Source organism: Mesorhizobium sp. L48C026A00, assembly GCF_000502375.1.
Classification (GTDB): Bacteria; Pseudomonadota; Alphaproteobacteria; order Rhizobiales; family Rhizobiaceae; genus Mesorhizobium; species Mesorhizobium muleiense.
Genome location: NZ_AYWU01000010.1, coordinates 64,334 through 91,251 on the forward strand (window position 1 = coordinate 64,334; position 26,918 = coordinate 91,251).

A 26,918-nucleotide genomic window follows, 5' to 3' on the forward strand; every position below is an offset into this window, starting at 1 on the left:
AAATGGAAGCGCCGAACAAAACGTGACGAGCGCTGCAAATCCGCTATCATCCAGCAAACGCCAACGGAGTATGCGGAGACGGCAAGTGCAGCGGCGCCTTGAAAAAGAATGGGAGCTTTCGATCGGTCCCGACACGGTGCGCCTGTTCATCCTCAAGGCGAAGGCGTTGAGCGCCGCCGTCAACGAAGACTATGCCGATGGCGCCGAGCACGAGGTAGAACTCGATAGCGAGGCGCATGACAACCATCATCATGACGGTCTCGTCGAGGAGCGTTCCGAGGACCTCACCGAAGAAGAGCTGCGCGAACTGATCAACGATCTCAATGTCGACGAGGCGGCCGAACTCGTCGCCCTCGCCTGGGTTGGACGCGGCGACTATGACGCCTCGGAATGGGCGGACGCGCTGACGGCCGCGCGCGAGCGCGCCAACAAGCGCACGGCGAAATATCTGCTCGGCATGCCGCTGTTGGCCGACTGGCTGGAGGAAGGGCTGGAAGCGATCGGTGCGTAACACCGCGGTCACTGTTTGTGATCGGCCCATGCCCTCGTTCAGGCAACTTCCGCATTCCCCCGCCGTTAAGGGCGAATGGCGGTGGTGATCTCTCCTACATCGATCAGAATGGCCGGATTGATCAGATTGGCGCTGCCTTTGGCGGCGGCGATGCTGTCCGCAGGAGCGGCCCTGGCCCAAGCTCCGGAACTGCCCGATAAGGTGCCCGTCCCGGAGCTCAATCAGTCGCAATCAGCGCAAGAAGCCGCGCCTGCCGACGTGCCGATCCCCGAGCCGCGCCCTGGGGATGCGCCAAAGCCTGATCAACCGGCGACCGACAAAATGGACCAGCAGAAGTCGGACCAGCATCAGCAAGCCCGGCCGCAGCCGCCGGCAGTCGCTCCGACGCCGACCGAAAACCCCGCCGAGGCAAAACCACCGGCCGCCGCGCCAAAACCACCGGATAAGCCGGCGCAGGCGCCGGAGAGAAAAATTCCTCCCGACCCGCGCTCGGCCGCTATGCCGCAGGAGAAAATGCCGGACGAGGAACTGGCCTGCCGCAGGCGGCTGAAGTCGATGGGCGTCGACTTCGAGGAACGCAAAGCCGAGCACGATGCGGCGGTCGGCTGCTCTGTCCCCTATCCGATCGCACTGAAGACGCTGGGCAAGTCATTGGATATCAACCCCGAATCCGAGTTGAACTGCCGGATGGCCGAGGCCGCCGCGCGCTTCGCCGCCGATATCGTCCAGCCGGCGGCCAAGGCCGAGCTCGGCGCCGAACTCAAGTCGGTCGGCCAGGCATCCGCCTTCGTCTGCCGCCACCGCAATGGCGGCGGGAAATTGTCGGAGCACGCCTTCGGCAACGCGCTCGACATCGCCAGCTTCACGCTTTCGGACGGCAGGAGGATCGACATCCGCCCGGCGCCGCCGGAAAAGGAGGCGAAATTCCTGAACGCAATACGCAAGGCAGCCTGCGGACCGTTCAAGACCGTGCTTGGCCCGGGCAGCGATGCCGATCATTCGCTGCATCTCCATCTCGATCTTGCACCGCGCCGCAACGGCGGCACCTTCTGCCAGTGATATGGTTGCGGACCGACGCGCCGCAATTTGGCCGCAGCCGTAAACGCAGCCGCTGATTTTTCCTTTACTGTTGGCGGGTAAGCTCCGTTTCATCTGATCATGACCCCGAAAAGTGGGATCCGGTTTTCGGAGAAAGATCATGATCAAACGATGACATGGAGCCTGATCGGCTCGGGGACCGGGAACCTGCCAATGGCCGGGATATTTCGCGCCGCGTCTGTAGCCGTGCGGCAAGTGAGACGCGCGCGCATGATTGCCGGCGGGCTTGCCATCGCAGCGGTCTCGGCCTGCACCACCGGCAGCGTGCTTTCCCTGGAACCGGCCGTCGATGTCGGCAGCCAGACATCAGCTGTCCCAGAATACGCTGGCCAGAAATACGCTGGAATGCAGCGCCTCGTCCCGTCCAACCCCTACATGACCGCCGCCTATCCGCGCATGGACGAGCCGATGGCGCCGACCGAACAGATGCCGGCCAGCGAGGTCGAGTGCCGCAGGGATTTGAAGCGCCTGGGCGTCGTCTACAGCGACCTTGCGCCGATCCGCGAAGGCCAGTGCGGCATCGACTACCCGGTCAAGATCTCGGCCATCGGCCGCATCGGGATGAAGCCGGCCGCGACGCTGACCTGCGACATGGCCGCCACCTTCGCCGGCTGGGCCAGGAATGAACTGATCCCGTCCGCCCGCTGGCGTTATTTCTCCGGCGTCAGGACCATTCGCCAGGGCTCGAGCTATTCCTGCCGCAGGATCGCCGGCGAAGGCACGCTGTCGGAGCACGGCAAGGGCAACGCGCTCGACGTCATGAGCATCGAGCTTAGCAATGGCAAGGAGATCGACGTGCGCAAGCCCGGCCTGTTCGCCTTCCGCACCCGCGGCTTCCTCAACACTGTGCGCGCCGACGGCTGCCAGTATTTCACCACCGTGCTCGGTCCCGGCTACAATTACGACCACCGCAACCATTTCCATTTCGACATCAAGAACCGCAAGAACGGCTACCGCGCCTGCCGCTGAGCCCGAGCGCGTGCCCACTGCCCAAGGTGTGCGCCGCCGCGTAGAATGACGTCACATAAGGTGATGTCATATCACCACGGTGGTGTCGCATGAGCCGACGAAGCCTTCGACGACGCGCAACGATCTGGCTGGTGGCGTTCTGTGCCGGCTATCTCGTGCTCGCCTATTTCGCCGCGCCGGAATTCTGGACCCTGCGCGACCGCAATTTCCGCACGCAGCGCTTCGAGATGGTGACGCACACGCCGCAAGGCATCGCGGGCGATCCGATCAATGTCGGCCTCGTCGGCACCAAAAAAGAGCTGGTCCACGCCTTCGCCGTCGCCGGATGGGACACCGCCGACGCTCTCACGCTGGAGACGGCGATCGAGATCGGCGAAAGCGTGCTGTTCGATCGGCCCTATCCCGACGCGCCGGTCAGCCGGCTGTTGTTCGAAGGCCGTGCACAGGATCTGGCCTTCGAGAAGCCGGTCGGCGACAGTGCCGACCGGCGCCATCACGTCCGCTTCTGGCAGACCGATGCGACTGGAGACGATGGCCGGCCGCTCTGGCTGGGTGCGGCAAGCTACGATCGCGGCGTCGGCCTCAGCCACGACACCGGCCAGATCACCCACCATATCGGTCCCGACATCGACGCCGAGCGCGACTTCCTGATCCGCGACCTGTCTGCCGCTGGCATGCTGATCTCGACCAGCGAGATATCGGGCATCGGTGCGACAAAGACCGGGCGCAATGGCGGCGGCGATCCCTATTTCACCGATGGCAAGGCGGTGGTTGGCCTGCTGCGGCAGCTGCCGTAGGCACAAGACGAAGAGACGGTCCTGTCGGACTGTCTCCTCGAAGACGTCGTCATGCACGCCATCTGGCCGGTGACGCGCAGCCTGACGCCAAAAGTCCGTGTCGTCGTCGACGCCCTGATCGAGCATTTTTCGTCGCCGCCATGGGATGCCGCATGAGATGGTTGCGCCCGCCGGCATGAAAAATGACGGCCGTCTATTTTCGAAGACCGCGCCGCAATGCTATTGACCGCGCATGCTTTACGCTGAAATCGCTATCGTGGTCGTCCTCATCTGCGTGAACGGCCTTTTGGCAATGTCCGAGCTTGCCATCGTCTCGTCACGGCCGGCCCGCCTCAAGGCGATGATCGACCGCAACGTCACCGGCGCCGGACGCGCCTTGGCGCTCGGCTCCAATCCAGGCAAATTCCTGTCGTCGGTGCAGATCGGCATCACCCTGGTCGGTGTTTTGTCCGGCGCCTTTTCCGGCGCCACGCTCGGCGAGCGGCTGTCCGTGTTCCTGGCATCGACCGGCATCCGCGAAAGCCTTGCCGACCCGATCGGAGTCGGCATTGTCGTCGCCCTCATCACCTACTTCTCGCTGATCATCGGCGAACTGGTACCCAAGCAGATCGCGCTGCGCGATCCCGAACGCGTCGCCGCCAGGGTTGCTCCGGCGATGACCATCCTCGCCACCGTTTCGGCGCCGCTGGTGTTCCTGCTCGACATCTCCGGCCGCGCCATGCTGTGGCTGCTCGGCCAGCGCGGTGAAAGCGAGGAGAAGGTCACCGACGAGGAGATCAAGATGCTGGTCGCCGAGGCCGAGCATCACGGCACCATCGAATCGGACGAGCGGCGCATGATCGCCGGCGTCATGCGGCTCGGCGACCGCGCCGTCCGCGCGGTGATGACGCCGCGCACCGAGGTCGACTGGATCAACCTGCAGTCCGACGACGCGGCGACCCGCAAGCTCTTGATGGAGACCCAGCATTCGCGCCTGCCAGCCGGCGATGGCGGCGTCGACGCCATGATCGGCGTCGTCCAGACCCGCGACGTGTTGGCCGCGATGCTCGGCGGTCGCGCGCTCGACCCGCGCCGGCATGTGCGCACCGCTCCCATCGTCCATGACCAGGCCGACGCGCTGGATGTCCTTTCGACGCTCAAGGAATCCAACGTGCCGATGGCACTGGTCCATGACGAATACGGCCATTTCGAAGGCATCGTCACCCCGGCTGACATACTGGAAGCCATCACCGGCGTGTTCCGGGCGGACCTCGACGCCGGCGACGAGGAAAACGCCGTCAAGCGTGACGACGGCTCATGGCTGCTCGCCGGCTACATGCAGGCCGACGAGATGGCGGACGTGCTCGGCATCGACCTGCCCGAGAACCGCGACTACGAGACTGTCGCCGGTTACGTGCTGGCACATCTGCACCATCTGCCGACGACCGGCGAATGCGTCGATGCGCAGGGCTGGCGCTTCGAGGTCGTCGACCTCGACGGCCGCCGCATCGACAAGCTCATCGCCACTCGCCTGCCCGGCGGCCATCGCGAAATCGTACGGTAGCAGTCAACGCGATGGGTAGGCAAAGTCGGTCCTGGATCGCGGAAGGGCATGGTGGATTCTGATCGGATCGACAAGCTGATCGCAGCGGTGCCGCCCGCCTTGGCGCTTCGCGCCGGGCTGGACCTTGGCATCTTCACCCGGCTCGGTGGCAGCGCGATGACTGCCTATAGCCTTGGGGTCGCGCTCAAAATCGAGCCCGATCGTCTGTCGCGGCTCCTCTACGCGCTTGCCAGCATCGGTCTCCTCGAAGTCAAGCATGGTCAATTTCGCAACGGAGCCGAAGCGGCGGCCTTCCTCGACGCGTCCAAGCCGGCCTATCGCGGCGGCGATCATGCGCTCCTGCGCGAGCTCTGGGGAGCCGACCTTCTGACCGCAGAGTCGCTGCGACAGAACCGGCCGGCTGCGCTGCACGACTTTTCCGAAGCCGGGCCCGAGGCCGCGGCGGCCTTCAGCCGCATGCTCGCACCGGGCGGGGTAATTTTCGGCCGATATATGGCCCAGGAGATGGACCTCTCGGCGATCGGCTCGGTCATCGACATCGGCGGCGGCCCCGGGACCATTCTCGTCGGACTTCGCGAGCGGCGTCCGCAGATTGCGGCGACGCTGATGGAACTCCCAACGGTCGCAGCGGTCGCGAAAGATATCCTGTCAGAATACGGTGCCGACGACGTGATTGTCGAAGAGGGGGACATAATCGTCGCGCCATCGATCGGTCGGCACGATCTGGCGATCCTGAAGGCCGTCGTCCAGGTCCTTCCGCCGGACCAGGCGCGCAGTTCGATCCTGAACGCGGCGCGTTGCCTCACACCCGGAGGCGAGATCGCAATTGCGGGGTGGGGTGTCGTCGATGACGACCGCCTCGGCCCGCCTGAGGGTGTGTTTCTGAATCTCACCTTCTTGAACCTCTATCGCCACGGCGAATCGTACACTGAAGGTCAGTATCGCGCGTGGATGACCGAGGCTGGATTCCGGGATATCTCCAGGTCGCGCCTGCCGGACGGCTCCACCTTGTTTCGTGCGCGCCTCACGGGCTGATCGTGGCTGAACGGCCAAGCGCAATCTGCGTTCGCTCAATAAAGTCAGTCATCAACGCGGCTGCCGCCTCGGCGTGGGTTTCGAGCAGGAAGTGGCCGCCGTCGAAGATGTGCGCTTCCATACGTGGAAGGTCTTGCATCCACGACAGTGTTTCGGCGATGTCGAAGAACGGGTCGTGGCGGCCCCACAGCATGAGCGCCGGCGGCTGCCGCGTTTCGATATAGTCGGCGATGAGACTGAAGCGAGCGGCATGGTTGGCGTAGTCGGCGAGGAGCGCGCGTTGTGTCTCCATGCCGCCGGGCTGATTCATCACCCTCCAGTCCTCGATCCAGGGTTCGCCTTTGATCCGGGCGGCGACATCCTCCGGCAAGCCGCCCAAATATTGCTCGCGGGTGCCTTCCAAAGTCAAAAACGCGGTAGCCTCCCTTTCGTTCTCTTCTGTGGGGTTTGACCAGAACTCGAATGTCGCTTGCCATTGCGGTCCGAACCCTGTGCGGTGTGCGTTGGCGCTCTGAATGATGAGGCCGCAGACGAGGTCGGGGAATTGCATGGCGACCTGGAGACCTGCAGCCGCGCCCCAATCGTGCAGGTAGATGAAGCGCCGATCGATCGCGAGATGAGTTAAGAGCTCCTGGATTGCGCCGCTGAACGTTTCGAACGACGGCGCGGGCAACGGCGCCGATTGGCCGTAGCCAGGCAAGTCGGGGGCGATGACGAAGGCGACCCGCGAAAGGCCGGGAATGATGCCCTGGAAAGTACGCGACGAGCTCGGGAATCCGTGCAGGAGCAGCAGCGCGGGATTGGACGCATCACCCGCGGTGATGAAGCAAAGCTCGGTCCCGCCGGACAGGCGCAGCCGCTGTTGCGTGGGGGATGTCATGCCTGCACTCCTCGCACTGGTCCGGGATGGGCTGGGCGCCGGTGTATCTTCTGTGTTCGCTTGATGAATTCGATCGTCAGGCAGAGTGCTGGTTCGGCGTGCGTCTCAAGCAGGAAGTGCCCGCCGTCGAAAACATGCGCTTCCATCCGCGGCAGATCCTGCATCCAGGACAGCGTTTCGGCGATATCGAAATAGGGGTCGTGACGGCCCCACAGCATGAGCGCCGGCGGTTGCCATTGCTTCAAATAGGCGGCGATCGTATCGAAACGCGCGGCATGGCTTTTGTAGTCGCCGATGAGCGCGCGGTGGGTCTCCATGCGGCCGGGAAGGTTCATCACCCTCCAGTCCTCGACCCAGGGGTCGCCCCTGATCGTGGCGGCGACATCCTCCGGCAGGCCGCCGGTATATTGCTCGCGCGTGAATTCGAAGGTCAGGTCGGGGGTCGCGGCCGCTTCGTTCTCTTTTGTCGGTTCTGACCAGAATTTCAACACGGCGTCCCAGACGGGACCGAAGCCGGTTCGATGCGCGTTTGCGTTCTGGATGATGAGACCCGAAACCAGCTCGGGCGCTTGCGTGGCGATCTGCAGACCCACGGCGGCGCCCCAGTCATGAATGTGGATGAAGCGGCGCCCGATCGCGAGGTGGGTCAGCAGTTCGGAAATCGCCTCGCTGATCGCGGCGAAGGAGGGTATCGGCGGGACATCGGACTGGCCATGGCCCGGGAGGTCGGGCGCGATCACATAGGCTGCGCCCGCCAATCCGGGAATCACATCGCGGAATGCATTTGCGGAGCTGGGAAACCCATGCAGGAGGAGCAAAGCCGGGTTGGATGGATCGCCCGCAGTGACGTAGGCAAGCTCGGTTCCGCCGGAGAGACGCATTTGGCGTGGGGCAGGCAGTCTCATGTTCAGGATTCCCTTTTTGCCGTCCGGAATAGAGTTAAGTCCAAACGAGTGGCGCGAGTTCCGCACGTCGCCGACAGCGTTGGTCGGCGAGACGCGGGGGTATTGCGGCCGAAAACCTTCCCTGCAAGTGGCTGGAAGCCCGTGATCCGTTTCGGCCGTCGCTACTCGGCCGAGGATCAGCGGCCGGCTGGTGTTGCGACAACGCGCTCTATCGCCGTCGCCAGGAAGGTCGTGCCGCGCCGGTGCTCGCTGCTGTCCTGGCGCATGAACAGGCCGTTGGCGATTCCCTCATACATACCGAGCAATGCATCTGCCACCTCGCCCGGCACGCCTTCCTCGGCAAGCAGCGCGGCACGCTCCTCCGGCGCAACAAGCACAGGCGTCACCGGCCGGCCGAGAACGTCCGCGAAGGCCGATGCCACGTCGCCGGCGCTCCAGTCTTCCGGTCCGCCCAGCTCCACGACCCGCTTTCCGGTCCACTCCTCGCACAGCACGGTCGCTGCCGCGCGCCCGACATCGATCGTGCTCACCATCGGGATTTTCTGCGACGGCTCGATAAAGGTCGGCAGTATGCTTTGCGACAGGACCGGTTGCGCCACCTCGCTCCAGGTTTCGACAAAATACCCCGACCGCAGGAAGGCGGTGGCCGGCGCCACGCCGTCGAGCAGCGCCTCGAAGCGGTTGAGGGTGGCGATGACGCCGGTGCGGGAGGCATGCTGCGCGCCAATGGACGACAGGACGACGGCCTTTGGCAGACCCGCACGCCGTGCCGCATCGGCAAGCGCGGCGCCGATTTCTTCCGTGCGCTGATAGGGATCACCGCTCACCGGCGGCGGGTTGAGCAGGAACGCGGCCCGCGCGCCGGTCAGGGCAGCGGCCATGGCGCCGACGTCCTCCATGCTTGCGACGGCTACCTCCGCGCCGAGGGCTGTCCATTTTTCGCCCCGTTCCTTGCGACGCAGCACGACCCGCACGGCTTCGCCGCCTGCGATCAGGGCGCGCGCGACCTCGCCGCCGGCCCGTCCGTTTGCTCCAAGCACGACATACATCACTTCTTCTCCTTCTGCTCGCCTGACCTTTATCCGGCCTGACCTTTCATCTCGATTGACCTTCATCTCGCTTGACGGGGGAACGATAGGCGCAGGCATTTCATGCGTCCAATGCATGGTGTATATAGTCGTCATGCGCGAAGTGGATTTACGCCGGATCGACCTGAACCTGCTGGTGGCGCTCGAAGCGCTGCTGGACGAGAAGAACGTCACCCGTGCCGCAAGCCGGCTCGGCATGAGCCAGCCCGCCGCGAGCCGAGCGCTCGGTCGATTGCGCGCGCTGTTTTCGGATGCGCTGCTGGTCGATGGACCGGGCGGCTACGTCCTCAGCGCCCGTGCGGAAGAGGTGCGCCCGGTGCTGCGCGGCATCTTGGCGGGTGTGCGAGAGATGGTCGAGGCCAACGCGTTCGATCCCGCCACCGCCACCGGCCGGATCCGGCTGCTGATGCCCGATCTCCAGGCCGCCGTGCTGGCGCCGCATCTGCTCGCCCGCCTTGGACGCGAGGCGCCGTCCCTCGATCTCGATATCGTCGCGCTGGGCACGGACGCAGTCGAAGCGCTGCAGCAGGGTATCGCGGATGCGATGGTGGCGCTGGTCGACGAAGCCCCGGCCGGCATCCGTCGGCGCGGCCTCTATGACGAGACGCTCGTGACGCTGATGCGCGCGGAGCACCCGGCGCTCGCCCGAAAGCTGACGCTCGAGCGTTTCCTGGCGCTTGAGCATATCGTGGTGAGCGTCACCGGCGTCGGGCCTGCGCCTGTCGACGAGGTGCTTGCCCGCATCGGGCGAACGCGGCGGGTGAAGCTGCGCGTGCCGAATTTCTTCGCGGCGCTCGAGATCGCCGCCCGCTCCGACCTCATCATGACGCTGCCTTCGAGCCTGGCGCGAGCGGCCGCCAACATGAAGCGCTTCGTATCGTTGCCGCCGCCCCTCGATCTTGGCAGCTTCACGATGAGCCTTGTCTGGCACGCGCGCCAGCAGGACGCGCCCAGGCACATATGGTTGAGACGTGCCATTGTCGCGGCGGCGGCGGACATGTCGTCGGCGATCGACGTTGGAAACTGAGGCCGCAAGGCGGCTCTCTGGAGCACAACGCCTCGAGCCGACCCGCGTTCAGGAAAGATGCTCTAGAAGGATCTCAACCGAAGCCCAGGTTCGGCGCTTGCGTTTCCGCCTGCTCGGGTGCCTTTAGTCACGGTCGGCCCCCTCCGCCTGCCAGAGCTGGATCGGGTTGCCCTCCGGATCTGCAAGCCGGGCGAACCAACCATTAGGGTAATGTTCGGTGTCGACCTCAACCGCAATTCCGGCTGCCGTGAGCTGTGCGACCATGGCCTGGAGGTCGCGCACGCGGAAATTGATCATCCACGGCTGGTCGGCGCGACCGAAATAGTCACTATCCGCAGCAAACGGTGCGAAGACGGTTGCGCCCTGCTGTTGCTCCCACGAGCGTTGATCGTAGCTTTCTGGCGGCAGCGCCACGCCGAGATGGTCGGCATACCATCGAGCGAGCGCATAGGGCTCCTTCGCTCTGAAGAAGAAGCCACCGATGCCGAGCACCTTTTCCATTGTATCTCCTTACCGACTCGATCGCGGTGATGACCGGCCCAATCCATATACGAGATGTCAGGCGCTGCAGGGCTTCTTGGTTCAAAACGACTGACAATGCCGCTCTTTGGAGTCCTGAAGGCGCCTGTCTGCACTGTGCAACCGCTCGTGTTTGTTGGCGAACCATTCTGGAGGTCGCGGTGCGGACCAAGCAGACATCAGCTCGGCGCGGAATTTAGCTGTCTCCAGTGGTGATTTGACCCACGTTCGACTGTAGCGGAGATGACCGCCATTGGAAGGTCAGCAATCACACCAATGGCAGGAAGATGTCGGTGATGGCTTCGTGCTCGGCAACCATCGGAACAAAACTCACCCGCTGACAGTAGAGGGGAAAATCCCGAAGGGCCTCACCGCTTGCCGGCAACCAGTCGCGATACAAAAATTCGATCGCCGGCTCGACATTTTCTGCGCCGATTGCGCGAAGCACGGCACATCGTCCGGCCGGAAGAACACCGGCTTCCACGCCCTGGTCGTTCATCTCGATTTTCCGATCGGTCGCTGCACAGATGTCGAGGCGAAATTCGTCCGGCGGCGTTATGTCGGAATCCGAATGAAACACAGTGTAGGTTGCACTGGACGCCGCGCTCAAACCTGCAGCCCTTCGCCAGCCGATGAATTTCTGGATAGTCTCGGCGACCAGGGCCGGATTGCCTCGGTGCTGCAGGACGGCAACGGGTGTTTCCGGCACGTCGATGATGTTGACGTCAGCCAATGAATACGCCGTTTTCATGAGCTTGCTCCTCGCGTTGGTCAATGGCCACAGGCTGGCAAACCACACCTCCCAGTCGGGCGTGTCCCGAAATGCGGAAGGCAATTGCCCAAAGCTTTTCCGAAACGCGCGGGCGAAGGCGTCGGGCGCATCGTAACCGACGTCCAGCGCGGTTTCGGTCACGCTCGCCTCGTCCTTGAAGGCAAGCACCTGTCCCGCCCGTTTCATGCGAACGAGTTGGACGTAGCGATGCACTGATATGCCGAAATATCCTCTGAATTGGCGGTGGAAATGGTACTTGGACAAGGCCGCAACGGCACTAAGCGTGTCCAGGCCAAGATCATCGTCAAGATGCCGGTCGATGTAGCTCAACACCCGTTTCATGCGCGTGGTAGGGATCTTGCCGCGTCGTCATCATGCTCTCCTGTGTGAGAGCAATCTGCCAGCTTGCGAGACAGCGCGCTCGACTGTTCTTGCTGAACACCCCTGTTCACTTCGATGCGAAGCCGTTGGCGGTGGAGCACTGCTAACCGGGTTCAGACCGGCAGGCGGAACTGTTTGCGCAAGCTCTTGTCGAACATCTCTGCGGGGGCAAAGCGGCGCAGAATGCTGACCTGGCGCGCTGCCTTGCCGGCGGTATAGCGACGCCGCGGGCGGACATCGGTCGCCGCCTTGACCACCACATCCGCCACCACTTCCGGCGGATCGGCTTTGGGCATCACATCGCCCAGCAGCGCCTTGAGCCCGGCGCGCGCCCGATCGTATTCTTTCAACACCGAATCCGGCTCGATCCCGTTCTGGTCGAAGACGGTACGCACGAATGCCGGCTCGATGACCGAGACGCGAATATCGAAAGCACGAACCTCGTGATCGAGCGATTCCGAATAGCCTTCAAGCGCGTGCTTGACCGCAGAGTAATGAGCTGAGTATGGCGCCGGTACCAATCCCAGAATCGAGCCAATATTGATGATGCGCCCTTCGCCGCGCTGCCGCATCGACGGCAACACCGCATTGATCATGCGGATGACGCCGAACAGATTGACGTCGAACAGGGCCTGCACCTGTGCGACCGAGGATTCCTCGGCACCGCCAAGCAAACCGACGCCGGCATTGTTGACAAGGAGATCGATCCGCCCGGTCTGCGCCAGCACGGTTGAAACGAGGGCGCTGACAGAAGCGCCATCGGTCACGTCGCAAACCAGCATGGTCACTCCGTCCGGGCCTTTGCCGACAGGGCGGCGACTTGTCCCGAAGACGGTGAATCCTGCCCGCGCAAGCGCCTCGGCGCTGGCGTGGCCGATCCCCGAGGACGCTCCGGTCACAACAGCGGTTTTTTCGGAATTCGCATTCATTTCGTGCTCCAAATCGTGATGGCCAGACTTTTCTCGCCGGTTGAATTATGGTCATAATAGCATATTATGATCATAATGCAATGCCGAAAGGGAATGGCAGTCATGCGCTACGAAAAGGGGCCGAAAGAACGCGTCGCGCGGCCGGATCATGGAAGTTGCTGACCCAGCTGCGTCAGACGAAACGGCGTCCTGACGTGCAGGGAGCGGGCTGTCTGCCAGGGGTAGCTTTGCCGTGGATTGCAGGGCGAGCGATCAGCCCGCCGGCTGGCCGCCGGTCGTCGAAGGGATGCGGGCGACGACCTTGATCTCGAAGTCGAAGCCGGCAAGCCAATTGACGCCCACTGCCGTCCAGTTCGGATAGGGCGGTCCGCCGATCTCATCCGCTCGGACGGCCAGCACCGTTTCGATCTGTTGGTCCGGGTTGGTGTGGAAGGTGGTGACGTCGACAACGTCGTCGAAGCTGCACCCCGCGGCGGCCAGGACCGCGCGCAGATTGGCAAAGGCCCGCCGAACCTGATCCTCGAATGCGGGCTCGGGCGAGCCGTCCTCACGGCTGCCGACCTGACCCGAGACGAAGAGAAGATCGCCGGAGCGAATGGCCGCGGAATATTGATGGATATCGTATAACGCGTGGCGTTTGGCCGGATAGATGGCGTCACGTGCAGGCATTTCGTATTTCCTTTCTGTCTTGATGACGGGAGCGGACCGCCCGGAGCCGCCGAGTTGATACAGGCAGGAGATAGGGCAATCGCATTACGCGCATTAGCCGTTGAAATCGGCATGAGCTGATGCAAAATTACCATCAATGTCCCGCCCGTCCCTCAACGATCTCACCGCCTTCGTCGCCGTTGCCACGCACCGCAGCTTCCGCCGCGCAGCCGACGAGATCGGCACGGCGCCTTCCACATTGAGCCACGCCATGCGTGCACTCGAGGAGCGCATGGGCGTGCGCCTGCTCAACCGCACCACACGCAGCGTCTCGCCGACGGAAGCCGGTTTCCGGTTGCTCGATCGCCTTCAGCCGGCGCTCGCCTCGCTGGACGAGGCGCTCGACAGCGTCGCCGGGTTCCGCGGCAATGTCGCGGGCACCGTCCGCATCAACGCACCGCGATTGGTGGCCGGGCTTCTCGTTCGCGGGGTTCTTCCGCGGATGGCGGAGCGCCATCCGGCCGTGAGCGTGGACATCGTCGTCGAGGGGCGGCTCATCGACATCGTGTCCAGCGGCTTCGATGCCGGCGTGCGCCTCCTCGGATCGGTCCCCCAGGACATGATCGCCGTGCCGCTTGCACGCCGGTTGAGGTTCATCTGTGTCGCGTCGCCCGCCTACCTCGATCGCTTCGGCGACCCGGGAACCCCCGAGGAATTGCAACGCCACCATTGCATCGGCCACCGCATGCCCAGCGGCAAGCTTTACCGATGGGAGTTCGAACGCGCCGGCCAGGAACTCGTGATCGAGGCAAACGGCCCCGTCGTCCTCGACGACGAAGAACTGATGGTCGAAGCCGCAATTGAGGATCTGGGGGTCGCCTACGTGGCCGATTGGGCCGCCGAAGCGGCCTTGTCCGATGGCCGCCTGCGCAAGGTCCTGACCGCGTGGATGCCCGCTCCGGAAGAAGTTGCGGTCTACTACCCCGGGCATCGAGCCGTGCCGCCCGCACTGCGGGCCTTTCTCGACGTCGTCAAAGACCTGCGGAAGAAAGAACCTTAGCGACGAGCAGCCGCGCCATGACCGGTCGTTGGCCCGGGGGAGTGCTCAGTTCGTTGCTATTGCGCCAACGCATCAGTGTTCTGCCTCAGTGCGGACGAATCCTGCATTGGGCCGACGACCAGTTCGATCGGTCGGGCTGAAGCAGGCGATGACGCAAGTGGGGCCGAGGGGGACCGGCAGCTTGTAGTTTGATATGTAGGTGAGCAGACATACAGCTCGGCGCAGGAATCCCCCATCTTTTGCTATCAGATAGCCGACATTCGCGACAACCTGCGCTGATGTTCCGTTGCGGACTTCCCATATCGCACGAAAGAGCCGGACTTGATCGGAACTCTATCGTCGAGCAGATCAGCCACACGACGTAGTCTGCCAAACACCGACATTGCGCCGTCGCCTCGGTATGGGAACGCGCGAGCCGAGAAAATTCGGTAGTCGCGCAGCCGCCATCATGCAGACCTATTAGATTTAGGACCTAGAGGATCGATCCGTAGCATATTCTGCCCACCAAGAGATAACGGGATGGATAAAGTATGCAAAGGTTCGAGGCAAAGGAATGCATATGGACGATCCGCTTAGATCCATGAATCGGCCCGGTCTTGGACGTGCAACGATGGGCTACCAGCCGGCCGAGAATGATTTGTTGAGCGAGGTGCTGCGCGACCTGCGCCTTGCCCATGCGAGATATGGCCGCAGCGAATTAACGGCGCCCTGGGGCATCGCCGTGCCGTTCAGGGAGGGCGTACGATTTCATGCGATGCTCGAGGGTCAGTGCTGGATACAAGCCAAGAGCTTGCCACCGCTGCTGCTGGAATGTGGCGATGTGCTTCTTCTTCCCCACGGAACAGAGCACACCATGTCCGACCGGCCCAAAGGGAGAGCCTTGCCACTGGACGATATCAAACCGGCGTTGATCGGGAATGGAACCTACGAATTGAAGTCTGGCGGCGGCGGTCCGCGATCGCTGATCGCATGCTGTACGATCGGCTTTGAGGGGCCGACGGCAAATCCGCTCCTGGAACTGCTGCCTCCGGTGATGCATATCCGCTATGCAGAGCACAGCGATACTGTCCTGCCAAACCTCCTTTCTATGATGGCGCGGGAGGCTGATGGGCAAAGAATCGGATCGGCAACGGTAATGGCGCGCCTTGCTGATATTATCATGACGCAAGTAATCAGATCCTGGGTCGAGACGTGTTCCGACAATCTGACTGGTTGGCTGGCGGCCGTGCGGGATCCGCAAATCGGGTCTGCGCTTGCAAGAATCCATCGCTCCCCCGGCGAAGACTGGCCAGTCGATCGCCTGGCGGCATTGTCTGGGCTGTCGCGATCGAGGTTTTCGCAGCGATTCAAGGGTCTGTTGTCGGTATCTCCCGCCCGCTATCTCCTGCAATGGAGGCTTAGGCTGGCCGAATCCTGGTTGCGGAACGGATATATGTCGCTGTCACAGGTCGCGTCTGAGTTGGGATATGAGTCCGATGCATCCTTCAGCAGGGCATTCAAACGCTTCATAGGCGTCTCGCCAGGCGCGGTCCGAGATTCCGGGCGCGGGTGAGCAAAACAGAGACGGGATCGGTCCTGCATATCGCCTGATGCGATCCACGGCTAATGTAATCAGTGCGACAAACGGTCAGACATTCAAGCGTTTCTGCCATAGCGGCGCCGCGCCAGGATCTGCAAATTCTCAAATGCCGTAACCACTTCGACCGATTCGCGAGTCAAAGCAGCGACTGCATCGCGGCGGATTATCGAAGGAGCAATAGCCGGGATTTCGCATGCGCCATGAACGCATGACGTGTGAATGCAGAATACCTCCTAGGCCGCTACCAGAAGGAGACTCATATGGCGTTGGTGTTGCCTGATCTTCCCCCACCAGCCACTGGCGAACACACGCCCTATTGCATTATCGCCAAGCATCGCGCCGCTCCTGGTCAAGGCGAAGCGCTCGTTACCCGGATGCTTGAGGATCTCGAAGCGACGAGATCAGAAACGGGCTGTCTACAATTCCACATCCATCGTGATCGATCCGACCCCGATCTCATCGTCATCTACGAAGTCTGGCGCAGTGTCGATGCAGTCAAGAGCCACTTCAGCGAAGCCTATGTCCAGAGGTTCGTCGTAGATGGTGGTGAGCTCGAACCGGGCGACATGGAGACGCAGTGGCTTGAGATGCTGAGCCCATATGCCAGCGGCAGAGATCCGCGATGACCGGTGACGAGCAGTCTCTTCTGAATCAGCGAGTCGTGATCGTTGGCGGGACAAGCGGCATGGGCATGGGGGCGGCTCTTGCGGCCTCGCGCGCAGGCGCCGAGGTCATCGCGCTCGGGCGGCGGCCGCCGGCGAAATTGGCTGCAGCACAAAGCGCCCACGGTTCAATCACCTTCCAGTCGCTGGACATGACCGACGATGCGGCGGTCGAGCAAGTATTCGAAACGCTGGGGGCGCTCGACCACCTTCTCATCACCGCAACTCCACCAAGTCCTGGAGGAACCTTCCTCTCCCAAACGCTGGCCGACGCGCAGCCCGTTCTGTATGGCAAGCTCCTGGGCAGTTGGTCTTGCGCGCGGCACGCGGCGCCAAGATGCGGAAAGGCGGTTCGATCACATTCACTACTGGAGGCTTGGTGACCAAGCCTCGCATGGGCGCTTCGATGATGATGGTCGCGTTCGCTGGTCTGGAGGCGCTGACACGAGCCCTTGCGCTCGAACTCGGTCCGATCCGCGTCAACACAATCCGTCCAGGCGTCATAGACAGCGAAATGTGGGCCGGCATGCCGCAAACCAAGCGGGAGGCGTTTTTCGCGCTGGTGCGCGAGAGTTTCCCAGCAGGTCGCGTTGGAAAAGTCGACGATATCGGCAAGGCCGCACTTTTCCTGATGACTAATGATTTCGTGACCGGCGCTATTCTAGAAGTTTCAGGAGGTGAAACGCTGGTCAGCATCGAATGATCTAACAGATAGACCCTCAAGGGTTAAGAGATCAGTATCCATCCGGTTCACGCGGAAAGTTCACAACGGTGACCCTCAACCAAGCGCGTTACAGCAATTTCCAATAAACAATGGACCGCAGATGAAAAGAATCATTGAGACACTACACGTTGCCCTAATTGTCGTTGCGTTCGCCCTCCCCGTTCCTTCCGGCGCATTGGCTCAAGATGGCTCGGCCGCGGCCGCGCCCCCGACGCAGTCCGAGTTACCCAAATGGCTTAGTCGCGGCTTGCCGGGTCAGGCGCATGAGGTTCTGGCGCCACTAGTTGGCACCTGGCGGGTCCAGTTGAGCTTCTACGGCACGCTCGGCCGCAGCCCCGATCAGCCGCCGCTCGTGACGGACGACCTCATTAGCCGTCGGCAGTGGTTGGCAGGCGGCCGTTACATCGAAGACACGATGGAGGGGACGCTGGATGGAGCGCCGATCTGGCGCAAAGGCTGGCTCGGCTATAGTATCATGGACGACCGATACGAGTGGATTACGATCGATCCTGTCAACACAACCATGATGTACTACGAAGGCATCCCTGGACCCGGAAATCAAAGGCCCATCAGCATGTCCGGGGCCTTCACCGACCAGGGTGTGGCTGGCGAAGACACGGTCGGCAAGTCGATCGGCATGCGCACAGTAATCAAAATCGAGAACAACGATCGCCATGTCTTTGAGCTCTATTTCACGCGTCCCGGACAGCAAGAGACGTTGGCCACACGCGGCCTCTATACACGGCTGAAAGAGTGAGCGTCCGCTCGAGGACGGCCCGGCGTCTCATTAGCTCGCTCGGTGCTTGGCAATGGCGCAACCGCGACCTCCAGCACTGTCTACTTTCAGGAAGCCGCAAAGCTGATCTTTACGGCCGACATGAGGCGCAAAGCAGCCCTGCCGCCGTCGCGTGTGAGACTCTGCTTCGGGTCACAAGCAGAACAGCGGCCCCCTACGGCTCGTCCCTCTCATCGCGCAAATTAGACACAACGCGGCGGTTCTGCGACCTGCAGGCGGTGTCGGGGCAGTCGCGGACGAGCCTGTCCTTGCCGTAGCCCTTGGCCCACATGCGGTTGCGGCCTATGCCGCCGGCGGCGAGGTAGTCCATCACCGCATCGGCGCGCTGCTGCGACAGCGCCGTTTCACTTGCGCCGGGATCGTCGGCGAAACCCTGCAGCTTGAGCAGCCAGCGCGGATGCTTTGCTAACCAGGCGATCTGGGTGTCGAGGGTGGCCTTGGCGACAGAATCGAGCGCGGCCGAACCTTGCATGAAATAGGTGCGGCGGCCGACATTGAGGATAAAATCCTCCTCGCTGCCCGGCTGCACGTTCTGGAAGCCGGCAACCTCGGTGTTGGTGATGTCGGGCGTGGAAGGGGCCAGCGTGTTGCTGGTCGAGCAGGATGCGGCCAGCACCAGCAGGCCGGCGGCGAGCAGCCGGCGCGTGTTTTCAATCATGCGGTTCATGAGGCGCCAGTCATTCGACAGGGGTGGAAGCGGGCGCCTGGTCGGCGATGTGCGGCAGGACCTGCACCGCGGTGCCGATCGGGCAGCGCTGGTAGAGGTCGATGATGTCTTCCGGGAACATGCGGATGCAGCCGCTGGAAGCATCGGTGCCGATGCTCCATGGCTCTAGCGTGCCATGCAGGCGGTAGCCGGTGTCGGCGCCGTTGCGGTGCAGATAGAGCGCGCGCGGCCCGAGCGGATTGTTGGACGCGCCGCCTGCGACCATGTGCGGTAGGTCCGGCTTGCGCTTACGCATTTCGGGGGGCGGGACCCATTGCGGCCACAGCGCGCGGCGGTCGATCGTCGCGCGGCCGTACCATTTGAAGCCGTCCTTGCCGACGCCGACGCCGTAGCGGATGGCGGTCTTGTTTTCCATGATGACATAGAGGAAGTGGTGGCGGGTATCGACCACGACGGTGCCGACCGGCTCGCTGCTGAAATACTTGACGATCTGGCGATGCCATCTCTTGTCGATCTTGGCGAAGTTGGTCTTGCGATAGACAAAATTGTTGTCGCTGGCGGTACCGGCGAAAAAGGATTTTGCCGCCGCGGCTTGAGCAATATTGCTGGTTGCACCCACCGCCACCAGCGCCAGGCCGCCGAGCACGACACCCCTGCGTGATAAAACCATCGGCAATATTCCCCCCCATACCAAAAGCTTGGCGGACCATAGTTGAGAATTACTTCGCCTCAAAGTGGAAAATTCTGCGTTGCTTCAGTCCGCCGTGTCCGGACATTCGGCAATTTGGCGGCGAGTGACCGAATTGTGACAATCTTGCCGAGGACGAACGTCTAACCTAAACCCCATCCAGGACCTTAACCAAATTGGCGCGACTGTTTGGGACCGAGCGTAGTTGCGACATTGCCCTATCCGGACGTGTGAGCAATGCCCACCAGCAGATTCAAAATCTTGCGGAAACCGTGCGCCTCATAGATGCCGATCCAAACCAGGGCGTTGCTACTGCCGCGGCCGCGCTGGGGCTGTCCTATTCTTCGCTCTATCGACTGTTCCGAAACCTCGTGGGCCTTTCACCAAAACGATACGCGGGCGTCATGCGCTATTATCGACTAGTTGGGGCTCTGCTGGCCGACGCGCCCGCCGGCGGACTGGCGCAATTGGCCGCCATACAAGGCTATTTCGATCAAGCCCATGCGAGCCGCGATTTCCGGCGTTATACAGGCATCGGGCAAGCCGAATTCCGGCGCCATTTAAACGGAATTGCCAAGTTGATGAACACTCTTTGAACATCTGCACAATCGCGTAGGCGCATGCAGCCTGTGTCGACGGCTCTGTCGCTCAGGATGCGCCAGCGGCGGCATGCTCACCACAGGAGATATAAAATGGCCGACATGACAACATCCCACACCGCGCTTCTCGCGGCCCTCACGACAGAGCATTTCGTGCAGCAATCGGCGATCAGCGCAACCATCAGCGAAATGGCGTCGCGAACGACCATCTACATCATGTCTCTATCGAGCGCTCTAGTGGCGACGGGCTTTGTCGCGCAGTCGCCTGAATTCCTTCAGCCGTTTCTCCTAGCCGTGCTGCCATCGCTCTTTTTGCTGGGTAGCTTCACCGTCTTAAGGTTGATCGATATAGCCGCCGAGAACATGCAGGCCCATATCGGCATCGCCCGGATCAGGGCCTACTACCGAACGCTGGGGGAGGATGCTGCTTTTCAGTTTTCTAAAGAGTTCGGCCGTTGGCCAGAAAACGACGCCGAACCGTCGCTGCGTGCCGGGCCGCTCCTGGCGCATCTGACCACAGCCGCGACGATGATCGCTTTCGTAAATGCCATTGTCGCGGCGGCGGGCGTGACCCTTCTAGCACTATATGTCGGATCAGCGTTGGCGCCTGCACTGTGCCTTGGTGCCGGCACGACAACCGGCTTGATGATACTATTCTATTGGTACCAACGCCTTCGAACGAAAGGCATGGTCCGTCTCGCCAAAGCTTATGGCCCTGAAAAGAGCGTTCTTTGAGCGGGAGGTCAATGCAGTCGGGGTGATACAGCGCATCCGGGCTTTGTCGCCTATCGCAGGCCACTTCAACTGGCCGGCAACACAATGACCGCTTTGAAAGCCGGGCCCGTCTATTGGCGAAGCGATGTGGTTGGTAGAGCCGACGGATAGTCGCCGGCTTCACATCACGTCTTTTGGCAAGAACGCCTAGCCCGAATTCATGTCGGGACGAACGCGTACCCGTAACTCCTAGCGCCAGGCCGCGCCTGACAGAAGACGCCATAAGAGAAGGTCACGGAGCCGACAACCTCGCCAGGCTTATCGAAGTCATAAGAAAAAGGGACTGAGAAAGCGGATGTGGAGCGTTCACGGGAACGCAGCGCCCCTTTCGGGGCGAACCAGTGGGCGGACACCTCCCAATCACGGAGGAGCGGCGATCTGAGCGGACCGGCAGCTTTTGTGCACTGGCGAGAGATTGCTCAACGGCCGGAGTTAGGCGCAAAGCTGTCATTCGTGGCCGACCGCTTTGATCTTCGGACTTGTCGATTGGTTGCACTGGCGCTTCCGTCGGACGAAGATTGACGGCGGGATGACGTCATCCTGCAGGGCGAGCTAACCAGCGGACCGGGCCACGGTGTAGATAGCGAAACTATGCACTCGTCTGCATCGAGCTCAGTAGGCGTCGCTCACCTTCGACAATATAATCGCGGATGATCGGGACATCGTCACGGCGAGCCGAGATCAGTATCTGGAAGACAAAATTTGAACCGTTTAGGAAGCCGAGTTCGGCCGACGCCAGATAGAAATCCCACATACGGCAGAATCGTTCGCCCATCATGGCGACTGCCTCCTCGCGCCGGGCCTCATAACCGAGACGCCAATCGTGGATCGTCCAGTAATAGTGCAGCCGCAAATTTTCGCAGTCGGCGCACCAGATCCCCGTGCGCTCCAACGAGGCAAACACCTCTGACAAAGCCGGCACATACCCACCTGGAAAGATATACTTGCGGATGAACGGCGCCGTCGTACCAGGCGGTGACATGCGTCCGATCGCATGAACCAATGCGAAGCCGCCCTCCTTCAACAATCTACCAATGGTCGTGAAATAGCTGTCGAAATGAACGACGCCCACGTGCTCCATCATTCCGATCGAGACAACACGGTCGAACTGTCCGCTGACCTCGCGATAGTCGACCTCGCGAAAATCGATCTGATGAGCGACCCCGGCCTCGATCGCTCGAAGCCGAGACGCCGCCAATTGCTCCGTCGAAACGTTGATCGCCGTGACCTTCACGTCGCAATACTTGGCAAGATAGATGGCGAGAGCGCCCCAGCCTGAGCCGATTTCCATCACATGCATGCCTGGCTCTAGCTTGAGCTTCGCGGCAATGTGGCGATGCTTGTCCGTCTGCGCTTGCTGCAGACCGCTGTCCGGTGCCGTGTAATAGGCGCACGAATAGGTCATTGTCTCGTCGAGCCATAGCTCATAAAATTTCGTCGGGATGTCGTAGTGATGCTGAACGTTTTTGGCGGCGAGACCCAGCTTGTTGTTCTGCTGGCGTCGGCGGAACGCACGCCAGACTTTCCGCAACGCCTTCTGAACGGGGTGGGCTGCCAACCCAGTGCGGTTGACAGAAAAAAGTGACAAGAGGTCAAATGCTTTGCCACCGTTCTCGATCACCAAGCGGCCATCCATGTAGGCTTCGGCCGCCTTCAGTTCCGGATTGAAGAAGATCTCGCGTTCGACCGCTTTGTCGGTTAGGCGGATCGTCACGTCGGGCCCATCCTGTCCACTGCCGAAGGCTTGCCTGAAACCGTCCTCGAATATGACAGTCAGGCGCCCGTTTTTTACAAAACGGGAGAGCAGATTTGGCAGCAGACGCATTGTGGCTCGTTTCTCGTCACTTGCCCCGTAAGTATGACTGCCCGGTGTCGGTACATCAATACCGATCTGGGGCGGAGAGGGGTCGGGCTTCAGAAGTCTCCTCCCAATGCCGAAGTAGCGACCCATCCGGGGCCGCCTGCCCCGCGATCGGAAATGTCTGCCCTGGCGCAATAAGATGTCCAAGGTGGTCGCCGGCAGCGTCTGCTATCCGGCAATCGCAAAGATCGCCTCAAGGGCGGACATGCGGCGCAAAGCAGCCATGCCGCCGTCGCGTGTGAGACTCTGCTTCGGGTCGGAGAACGAACCCGCTAGGCGGGAGGGCGCCTGCGGTTGAGGTAGAGATCAGGGACCGGTCGTCGCGCCCGCATTGAGCGTCATTCGGCGGCGGCAGAGCATGACGGGCTTCTTCAACAAGGAGCCTGACCATGACCCATCCCGCTCTCGATGCACACCCATCAGCCCTTTGCGCCAGCGGTTGATCGGCGACATGAACATGTGGCGTTTCTCACGGGAGACGCAGCGCAACTATCTCCGACCCATTCGGATTTGCGTAGCGGCGCGAGCCAGGCGGCGAAGGTGTCAGCCTAGTGCAAGGCCGGCCAGGTCACGGTAGAAGGCCAGATCGCCTGATCGATGCTTGGAGGTTTTCCAACGCGGGCCGATGTCTGCGTTGCGCGCCCGCATCGAAAAACCTTCACCGAGTCGGTCATCTGATGGAGGCGCCAGAGCCTCCAAAGGCGGACGATCGACAGCTTTTTGAGGTGAGCGTAACGAGATTCGTCAACGGGCGGATCCCCAAAAACGGCACCGACCCGAGAACAGTGGCTTTATCATTTTTTTGAGTCCTGCGCGGTAAGGTTCCGCGCATGTGGTTGAAGACTTACTTGATCATCACCGGCATCGGCGCGTTCGCGGCGCTGACAATGCCATGGCTGGTCATAATCGGCAGTTTCCTGATTATCCCGGGGCTCATCCTCGCGTCGATGCCAACGGCCTTCATGTATGGCGTCGCCTTCGCGTTGTTCCGCTTGCTGCTCGGGCTTTTCCTTTCAGGCGTTCCTCTGAACGTCATGTCGGGCGCCGCGACGCTGGCACTGTTCTGGACCATCCCCCAGCCAGGCCTCACCTGGGCGAGGGACATGCTGGTCAGCCTGAAGGAGCCGGACATTCAGTCGAGCGCACCGATTGCGCTCAACGGCGACATTCTCCTCGCCCGCCCGTTCGAGGGCCGTTGCGACGCATTGTGCGCGGCCTTGCTCAAGACCCCGGGCGTCACTTCAGTCCGCGTCCAGACCCTTCGCGGTCATTCCAATACCTATCGCATCGTGCCGGACTCGACGCCCGGCAAACGAAGCACCGTCATCGGGCATGGCCTGCTGGAAGAGCGGCGCTACGATGCCTCCGATCCGCTCGCTCCTCAGCGCGCGCTGGAAGCCGAATGGCACCTGATGATGTCAGAGGGCAAGGCGCTGCTGCAAAGCGACGACGCCCCCGAACCCGACCTCACTATCGCGATCGAGGACGGCCCCGCCGTGCCCGATGCCAAGCCCCGATCGGGACGGGTGGATTGGTCGCTCGAACCCTCCGCACCCCACCGCAAGGCGCTCACCATCACCGACGCCGGTGAACAGGTGCTGCTGCGGCAGTCGATCCTGTCGATCTTTGCCCCGGCGGCGCCGTTGCTGATCGGGACCTCGGGCGGGATCGAGAACTTCCGGTTCGGCTGGGCGCGTCGGCGGCTCGGTGACGGAAGGATGTACGCCGAGGTTCCGGCCAACCGGCTGCTACTCGATCACACCAGCGTTTCGCGCGGCGTGAATATGGAAGCGGCGAAAACGAGAACGCGCGAGGAACTTGCCAGAGCGCTCGACGATCCGCGTAAGCCGGTGAGGAATCCCGCCTTCGCGCTCGCCAATCAGTGGATGGACTCGTTCCGCGCGAACGACCAGCCGCTCGGCGAGAGCGACCGGCGTCTGCTGGTTCGCATCTTGGAGGACCCGCGGGTGCGATCCTCAGACGGGCTGTGGGCGATCATCAAACAGGTCGATGGCGACTCCGCCGATCTGCGGCGGCTCGCCGCCCGCCGCTACCTCGCGGCCACCGACAAGAAGGAGGCGCGCCACTGGATCAATGCCCTGGCCGGCCTCCCTGTAGGTGCATACGCCGATCCTCTGCCGGAAGAGCGCGCAATTCTCGCCGATCCGGCGGTCAGCCGCTTTGCCACCGGCCTGATCAAGCGCCAGGGCGAGCGCGGCGTCGATGCCGTGCCCGACCTGTTGCGGCTGCTGCGTGAGTACTCCGTCTACGATCCGGGCAAGTATGGCTTCAGCGACCTGACCGCGGCTACCGATGCCGTGCGAAGCGGCTTTCGCCGCATTGGCCCTGCGGCCTCTTTCGCGCGGTTTGAGATCGAGCAACTCCTGGCTTCGCCGGGTCTGGAGTACCGCTACAAGACGCTCGGCCAGGAAGAATGGGACACGCTGCTGGTCGTCCTCGGGAAGCCTGTCGAAACGTTTACCAAGCCGGAAAACCGAAGTGGTACCGACGCGAGGTACCGCGAGCGCGTCGCTCAACGGGCCGCCAGACCTTACGATCCGCGCCGGGATTGATCGACGACACGGGACGAGAACCTCGCCAATTTATTGCATGCGGATTCCGCTGTTTCGGCCTAATCGTTCAAGCGATTGATCGTGCTTCGAAACATCCTGCTTTTTGGAAGAGTGTGCCGCCGCTCAGAGGCAGAATCTCAGCGCAGAGTAACGTCAATGGTTTGAATCAGCCCTTGTCCGCGATGGCGGGATCGTTGGTTACTGGCGCAACCATGATCTCCAGCGTGGTCGTTGGCTATGTCTGCTTTCAGGAAACGGGCAAAACTGATCTCAACGACCTGAACGAGGCGCAGGGCCGACCGACACAAGGTGTAGGGTGTCGGAGGCTTGTGAGAACGCTGATCGGTGGACTCGAACCCTTTCTGAGGTGCTAACTGCAACGATTGCGGGTAGGATGCGCCGCGGTGATAGGTTCGGCGGTCGCTTGCGACGAGGGGGCTCATATGTCCGACTTGCTATTGAAGCAACTCGCCTCCATCGGGTGTCGCGGACCTGTGATCACGCCCGGCAGCGCGGATTATGATCGAGCCCGGCAGGTATGGAACGGTGTCTCCGATCGCAGGCCGGCCGCGGTATTGCGTGCGGCGGATGTCGATGACGTGCGGAAGGCGATCGACGTAGCGGCCAATTGCAATGCGGTCCTGGCGATCCGAGGCGGCGGACACAGCCTGCCCGGCCTTTCGACGTGCGACGGCGGACTTTTGCTCGATCTCTCGCAGCTCAATTCAGCCGGGCTGGACATCTCCGCCGGAACCGTGGAAGCCGGCGGCGGCGCGCTTCTTCGCGATCTGGATGCAGCGACGGTTCCAAGCGGGTTCGTGGTTCCGGCGGGCGTCGTTTCTCACACCGGCGTTGCCGGTCTCACTCTCGGCGGTGGCATGGGCCGCGTCAGCCGCGCCTACGGGCTGACGATCGACAGCTTGATCGGGGTCGAGATCGTGACGGCCGACGGCAGCGTGAACTGGATCGATGCAGCAATCGATCCGGAGCTTTTTTGGGGCATTCGCGGTGGCGGTGGGAATTTCGGTGTCATAACCCGCTTCAGGTTCCGGCTGCATCAACTTGGCCCGGTGGCTGCCGGCCATTGGACGTACCCGATGGCCGACGCACAACGCGCAATCACCGGCCTCGGGGATTTGGCTCGACAACGCCCGCGAGAATTCTCCGTCGCTTTTACTCTCGCGCGAGGAGGCTTGAGCGTGACTGCGGTGTGGGTGGGCGACAGCAGGCGGGCGGATCAGATGCTCTCGCCCTTCGGCGACCTTGCAGGTGTCGGTGAAGGAGAGATGGGCGCCATGCCGTTTCTTCACCTGCAAAGTCGCAACGACGCTCATTTCGCCTGGTCACGCCGGTATTACGCGAAAGGTGGTTTCTGGTCGGATATCACCGGTGACGTAGTGGATGCTATGCTGCAGCAGATTGCCTCGGCACCAACCAAGGATTGCGAGTTCTACATAACGCAGCTTGGAGGCGCTGTTGCCGACGTGCGGGACGAAGACACCGCCTATTCCGGAAGGCAGGCCGGCTATTACTGGATTGCGGAGCCCGTATGGGACGATCCGGCAGACGACGAGCGTTGCATCGAATGGGGCAGGTTCGCAGCAGGGCGCGTGGCCGATCGGTCCATAGCCGCCAACTATGTCAACGAGCAATCCGATACTGCCATTGCTTCGGGTGCCTATGGAGCCATCAAGTATGATCGGCTCAGACACTTGAAAACTCGGCTCGATCCCTCCAACCTGTTCCGCCTCAATCAGAATATCTTGCCGTTCGCGGCCACGCCGGAGTGATCTGGGCACCGCATAGGCCGGCTCGGCCTGCCGAGCACCGGCT

The 26,918-nt window shown here is 62.1% G+C and carries 25 protein-coding genes and 1 pseudogene; 16 read left to right on the forward strand and 10 right to left on the reverse strand.

Translation table 11 applies throughout. The annotated features are described in order from the left end of the window. Positions 1 to 85 precede the first annotated feature (85 nt). From X738_RS60545 to X738_RS60570, 6 genes are all read left to right on the forward strand, one after another. Positions 86 to 511 carry a DUF3775 domain-containing protein gene (locus X738_RS60545; RefSeq protein ID WP_023799808.1) on the forward strand — a complete coding sequence of 142 codons (426 nt, stop codon included), beginning with the start codon at positions 86 to 88 and terminating at the stop codon, positions 509 to 511. A 150-nt stretch (positions 512 to 661) separates the two neighbouring features. After that, on the forward strand, positions 662 to 1,570 hold the full coding sequence (locus X738_RS60550) for an extensin family protein (RefSeq protein WP_441295549.1): 909 nt from the start codon (positions 662 to 664) through the stop codon (positions 1,568 to 1,570). 192 nt (positions 1,571 to 1,762) lie between these two features. Continuing rightward, positions 1,763 to 2,578 carry an extensin-like domain-containing protein gene (locus X738_RS60555; RefSeq protein ID WP_031255200.1) on the forward strand — a complete coding sequence of 272 codons (816 nt, stop codon included), beginning with the start codon at positions 1,763 to 1,765 and terminating at the stop codon, positions 2,576 to 2,578. Positions 2,579 to 2,667: 89 nt separating this feature from the next. Next, positions 2,668 to 3,375, forward strand: a complete 708-nt coding sequence (locus X738_RS60560; RefSeq protein WP_031255203.1) for an LssY C-terminal domain-containing protein — start codon at positions 2,668 to 2,670, stop codon at positions 3,373 to 3,375. Positions 3,376 to 3,607: 232 nt separating this feature from the next. Further along, positions 3,608 to 4,918 (forward strand): hemolysin family protein, encoded by a 1,311-nt coding sequence (locus X738_RS60565; RefSeq protein ID WP_023799813.1) that lies wholly within the window; start codon positions 3,608 to 3,610, stop codon positions 4,916 to 4,918. 99 nt (positions 4,919 to 5,017) lie between these two features. Then, complete coding sequence (locus X738_RS60570) at positions 5,018 to 5,953, forward strand: methyltransferase (RefSeq protein ID WP_245277691.1); 936 nt, start codon at positions 5,018 to 5,020, stop codon at positions 5,951 to 5,953. On the opposite strand, the gene X738_RS60575 is transcribed toward X738_RS60570, so the two are convergent. The 3 genes from X738_RS60575 to X738_RS60585 all read right to left on the reverse strand — a co-directional run bounded on the left by X738_RS60575 (position 5,943) and on the right by X738_RS60585 (position 8,787). Further along, complete coding sequence (locus tag X738_RS60575) at positions 5,943 to 6,833, reverse strand: alpha/beta fold hydrolase (RefSeq protein WP_023799815.1); 891 nt, start codon at positions 6,831 to 6,833, stop codon at positions 5,943 to 5,945. The two genes, X738_RS60570 and X738_RS60575, sit on opposite strands and share 11 nt — an antisense overlap. After that, the gene (locus X738_RS60580) at positions 6,830 to 7,738 is read right to left on the reverse strand and encodes an alpha/beta fold hydrolase (RefSeq protein WP_051407845.1); all 909 of its coding nucleotides are present in this window, start codon (positions 7,736 to 7,738) and stop codon (positions 6,830 to 6,832) included. The genes X738_RS60575 and X738_RS60580 overlap by 4 nt, the downstream gene beginning before the upstream one ends. A 176-nt stretch (positions 7,739 to 7,914) precedes the next feature. Continuing rightward, positions 7,915 to 8,787, reverse strand: coding sequence for an NmrA family NAD(P)-binding protein (locus X738_RS60585; RefSeq protein ID WP_023799817.1), 873 nt, complete (start codon positions 8,785 to 8,787; stop codon positions 7,915 to 7,917). 133 nt (positions 8,788 to 8,920) lie between these two features. On the opposite strand from X738_RS60585, the gene X738_RS60590 reads away from it, so the two are divergent. Beyond that, positions 8,921 to 9,853 (forward strand): LysR family transcriptional regulator, encoded by a 933-nt coding sequence (locus X738_RS60590; RefSeq protein WP_031255208.1) that lies wholly within the window; start codon positions 8,921 to 8,923, stop codon positions 9,851 to 9,853. A 123-nt stretch (positions 9,854 to 9,976) separates the two neighbouring features. On the opposite strand, the gene X738_RS60595 is transcribed toward X738_RS60590, so the two are convergent. The 4 genes from X738_RS60595 to X738_RS60610 all read right to left on the reverse strand — a co-directional run bounded on the left by X738_RS60595 (position 9,977) and on the right by X738_RS60610 (position 13,123). After that, positions 9,977 to 10,354, reverse strand: coding sequence for a VOC family protein (locus tag X738_RS60595; RefSeq protein WP_023799819.1), 378 nt, complete (start codon positions 10,352 to 10,354; stop codon positions 9,977 to 9,979). A 286-nt stretch (positions 10,355 to 10,640) separates the two neighbouring features. Beyond that, entirely contained in the window at positions 10,641 to 11,486 is an 846-nt protein-coding gene (locus tag X738_RS60600; protein ID WP_023799820.1) for an AraC family transcriptional regulator, read from the reverse strand. A 152-nt stretch (positions 11,487 to 11,638) separates the two neighbouring features. Next, entirely contained in the window at positions 11,639 to 12,454 is an 816-nt protein-coding gene (locus X738_RS60605; RefSeq protein WP_023799821.1) for an oxidoreductase, read from the reverse strand. Positions 12,455 to 12,706: 252 nt separating this feature from the next. Next, complete coding sequence (locus tag X738_RS60610) at positions 12,707 to 13,123, reverse strand: RidA family protein (protein WP_023799822.1); 417 nt, start codon at positions 13,121 to 13,123, stop codon at positions 12,707 to 12,709. Between the two features lie 136 nt (positions 13,124 to 13,259). Between X738_RS60610 and X738_RS60615 the strand changes: the two genes are divergently transcribed. From X738_RS60615 to X738_RS0141855, 5 genes and pseudogenes are all read left to right on the forward strand, one after another. Then, positions 13,260 to 14,162 carry a LysR family transcriptional regulator gene (locus tag X738_RS60615; protein WP_023799823.1) on the forward strand — a complete coding sequence of 301 codons (903 nt, stop codon included), beginning with the start codon at positions 13,260 to 13,262 and terminating at the stop codon, positions 14,160 to 14,162. A gap of 559 nt (positions 14,163 to 14,721) precedes the next feature. Next, positions 14,722 to 15,714 carry an AraC family transcriptional regulator gene (locus X738_RS60620; RefSeq protein WP_023799824.1) on the forward strand — a complete coding sequence of 331 codons (993 nt, stop codon included), beginning with the start codon at positions 14,722 to 14,724 and terminating at the stop codon, positions 15,712 to 15,714. Positions 15,715 to 16,001: 287 nt separating this feature from the next. Then, positions 16,002 to 16,367 carry a putative quinol monooxygenase gene (locus X738_RS80900; RefSeq protein WP_023799825.1) on the forward strand — a complete coding sequence of 122 codons (366 nt, stop codon included), beginning with the start codon at positions 16,002 to 16,004 and terminating at the stop codon, positions 16,365 to 16,367. Between the two features lie 44 nt (positions 16,368 to 16,411). Continuing rightward, positions 16,412 to 17,106 (forward strand): annotated as a pseudogene (locus X738_RS89070) (SDR family oxidoreductase); the annotation flags it as partial. Between the two features lie 121 nt (positions 17,107 to 17,227). Beyond that, positions 17,228 to 17,884, forward strand: coding sequence for a DUF1579 family protein (locus tag X738_RS0141855; protein WP_051407847.1), 657 nt, complete (start codon positions 17,228 to 17,230; stop codon positions 17,882 to 17,884). 193 nt (positions 17,885 to 18,077) lie between these two features. Here the strand turns inward: X738_RS0141855 and X738_RS60630 are convergent, their stop codons facing one another. Together X738_RS60630 and X738_RS60635 are read right to left on the reverse strand one after the other, a co-directional pair. Further along, on the reverse strand, positions 18,078 to 18,590 hold the full coding sequence (locus X738_RS60630) for an OmpA family protein (protein ID WP_023799829.1): 513 nt from the start codon (positions 18,588 to 18,590) through the stop codon (positions 18,078 to 18,080). A gap of 10 nt (positions 18,591 to 18,600) precedes the next feature. Beyond that, the gene (locus X738_RS60635; RefSeq protein ID WP_027155109.1) at positions 18,601 to 19,260 is read right to left on the reverse strand and encodes a L,D-transpeptidase; all 660 of its coding nucleotides are present in this window, start codon (positions 19,258 to 19,260) and stop codon (positions 18,601 to 18,603) included. Positions 19,261 to 19,454: 194 nt separating this feature from the next. On the opposite strand from X738_RS60635, the gene X738_RS60640 reads away from it, so the two are divergent. Next, the gene (locus tag X738_RS60640; protein ID WP_084833745.1) at positions 19,455 to 19,874 is read left to right on the forward strand and encodes a helix-turn-helix domain-containing protein; all 420 of its coding nucleotides are present in this window, start codon (positions 19,455 to 19,457) and stop codon (positions 19,872 to 19,874) included. Positions 19,875 to 19,970: 96 nt separating this feature from the next. After that, entirely contained in the window at positions 19,971 to 20,612 is a 642-nt protein-coding gene (locus tag X738_RS80915; RefSeq protein ID WP_023799832.1) for a hypothetical protein, read from the forward strand. 628 nt (positions 20,613 to 21,240) lie between these two features. Here X738_RS80915 and X738_RS60645 read toward each other — a convergent pair. Beyond that, positions 21,241 to 22,476, reverse strand: a complete 1,236-nt coding sequence (locus tag X738_RS60645; RefSeq protein ID WP_023799833.1) for an SAM-dependent methyltransferase — start codon at positions 22,474 to 22,476, stop codon at positions 21,241 to 21,243. Positions 22,477 to 23,360: 884 nt separating this feature from the next. Between X738_RS60645 and X738_RS60650 the strand changes: the two genes are divergently transcribed. Together X738_RS60650 and X738_RS60655 are read left to right on the forward strand one after the other, a co-directional pair. Then, positions 23,361 to 25,085 carry a hypothetical protein gene (locus tag X738_RS60650; protein ID WP_023799837.1) on the forward strand — a complete coding sequence of 575 codons (1,725 nt, stop codon included), beginning with the start codon at positions 23,361 to 23,363 and terminating at the stop codon, positions 25,083 to 25,085. A gap of 443 nt (positions 25,086 to 25,528) precedes the next feature. Then, positions 25,529 to 26,875, forward strand: coding sequence for an FAD-binding oxidoreductase (locus tag X738_RS60655; protein ID WP_031255224.1), 1,347 nt, complete (start codon positions 25,529 to 25,531; stop codon positions 26,873 to 26,875). Positions 26,876 to 26,918 lie beyond the last annotated feature (43 nt).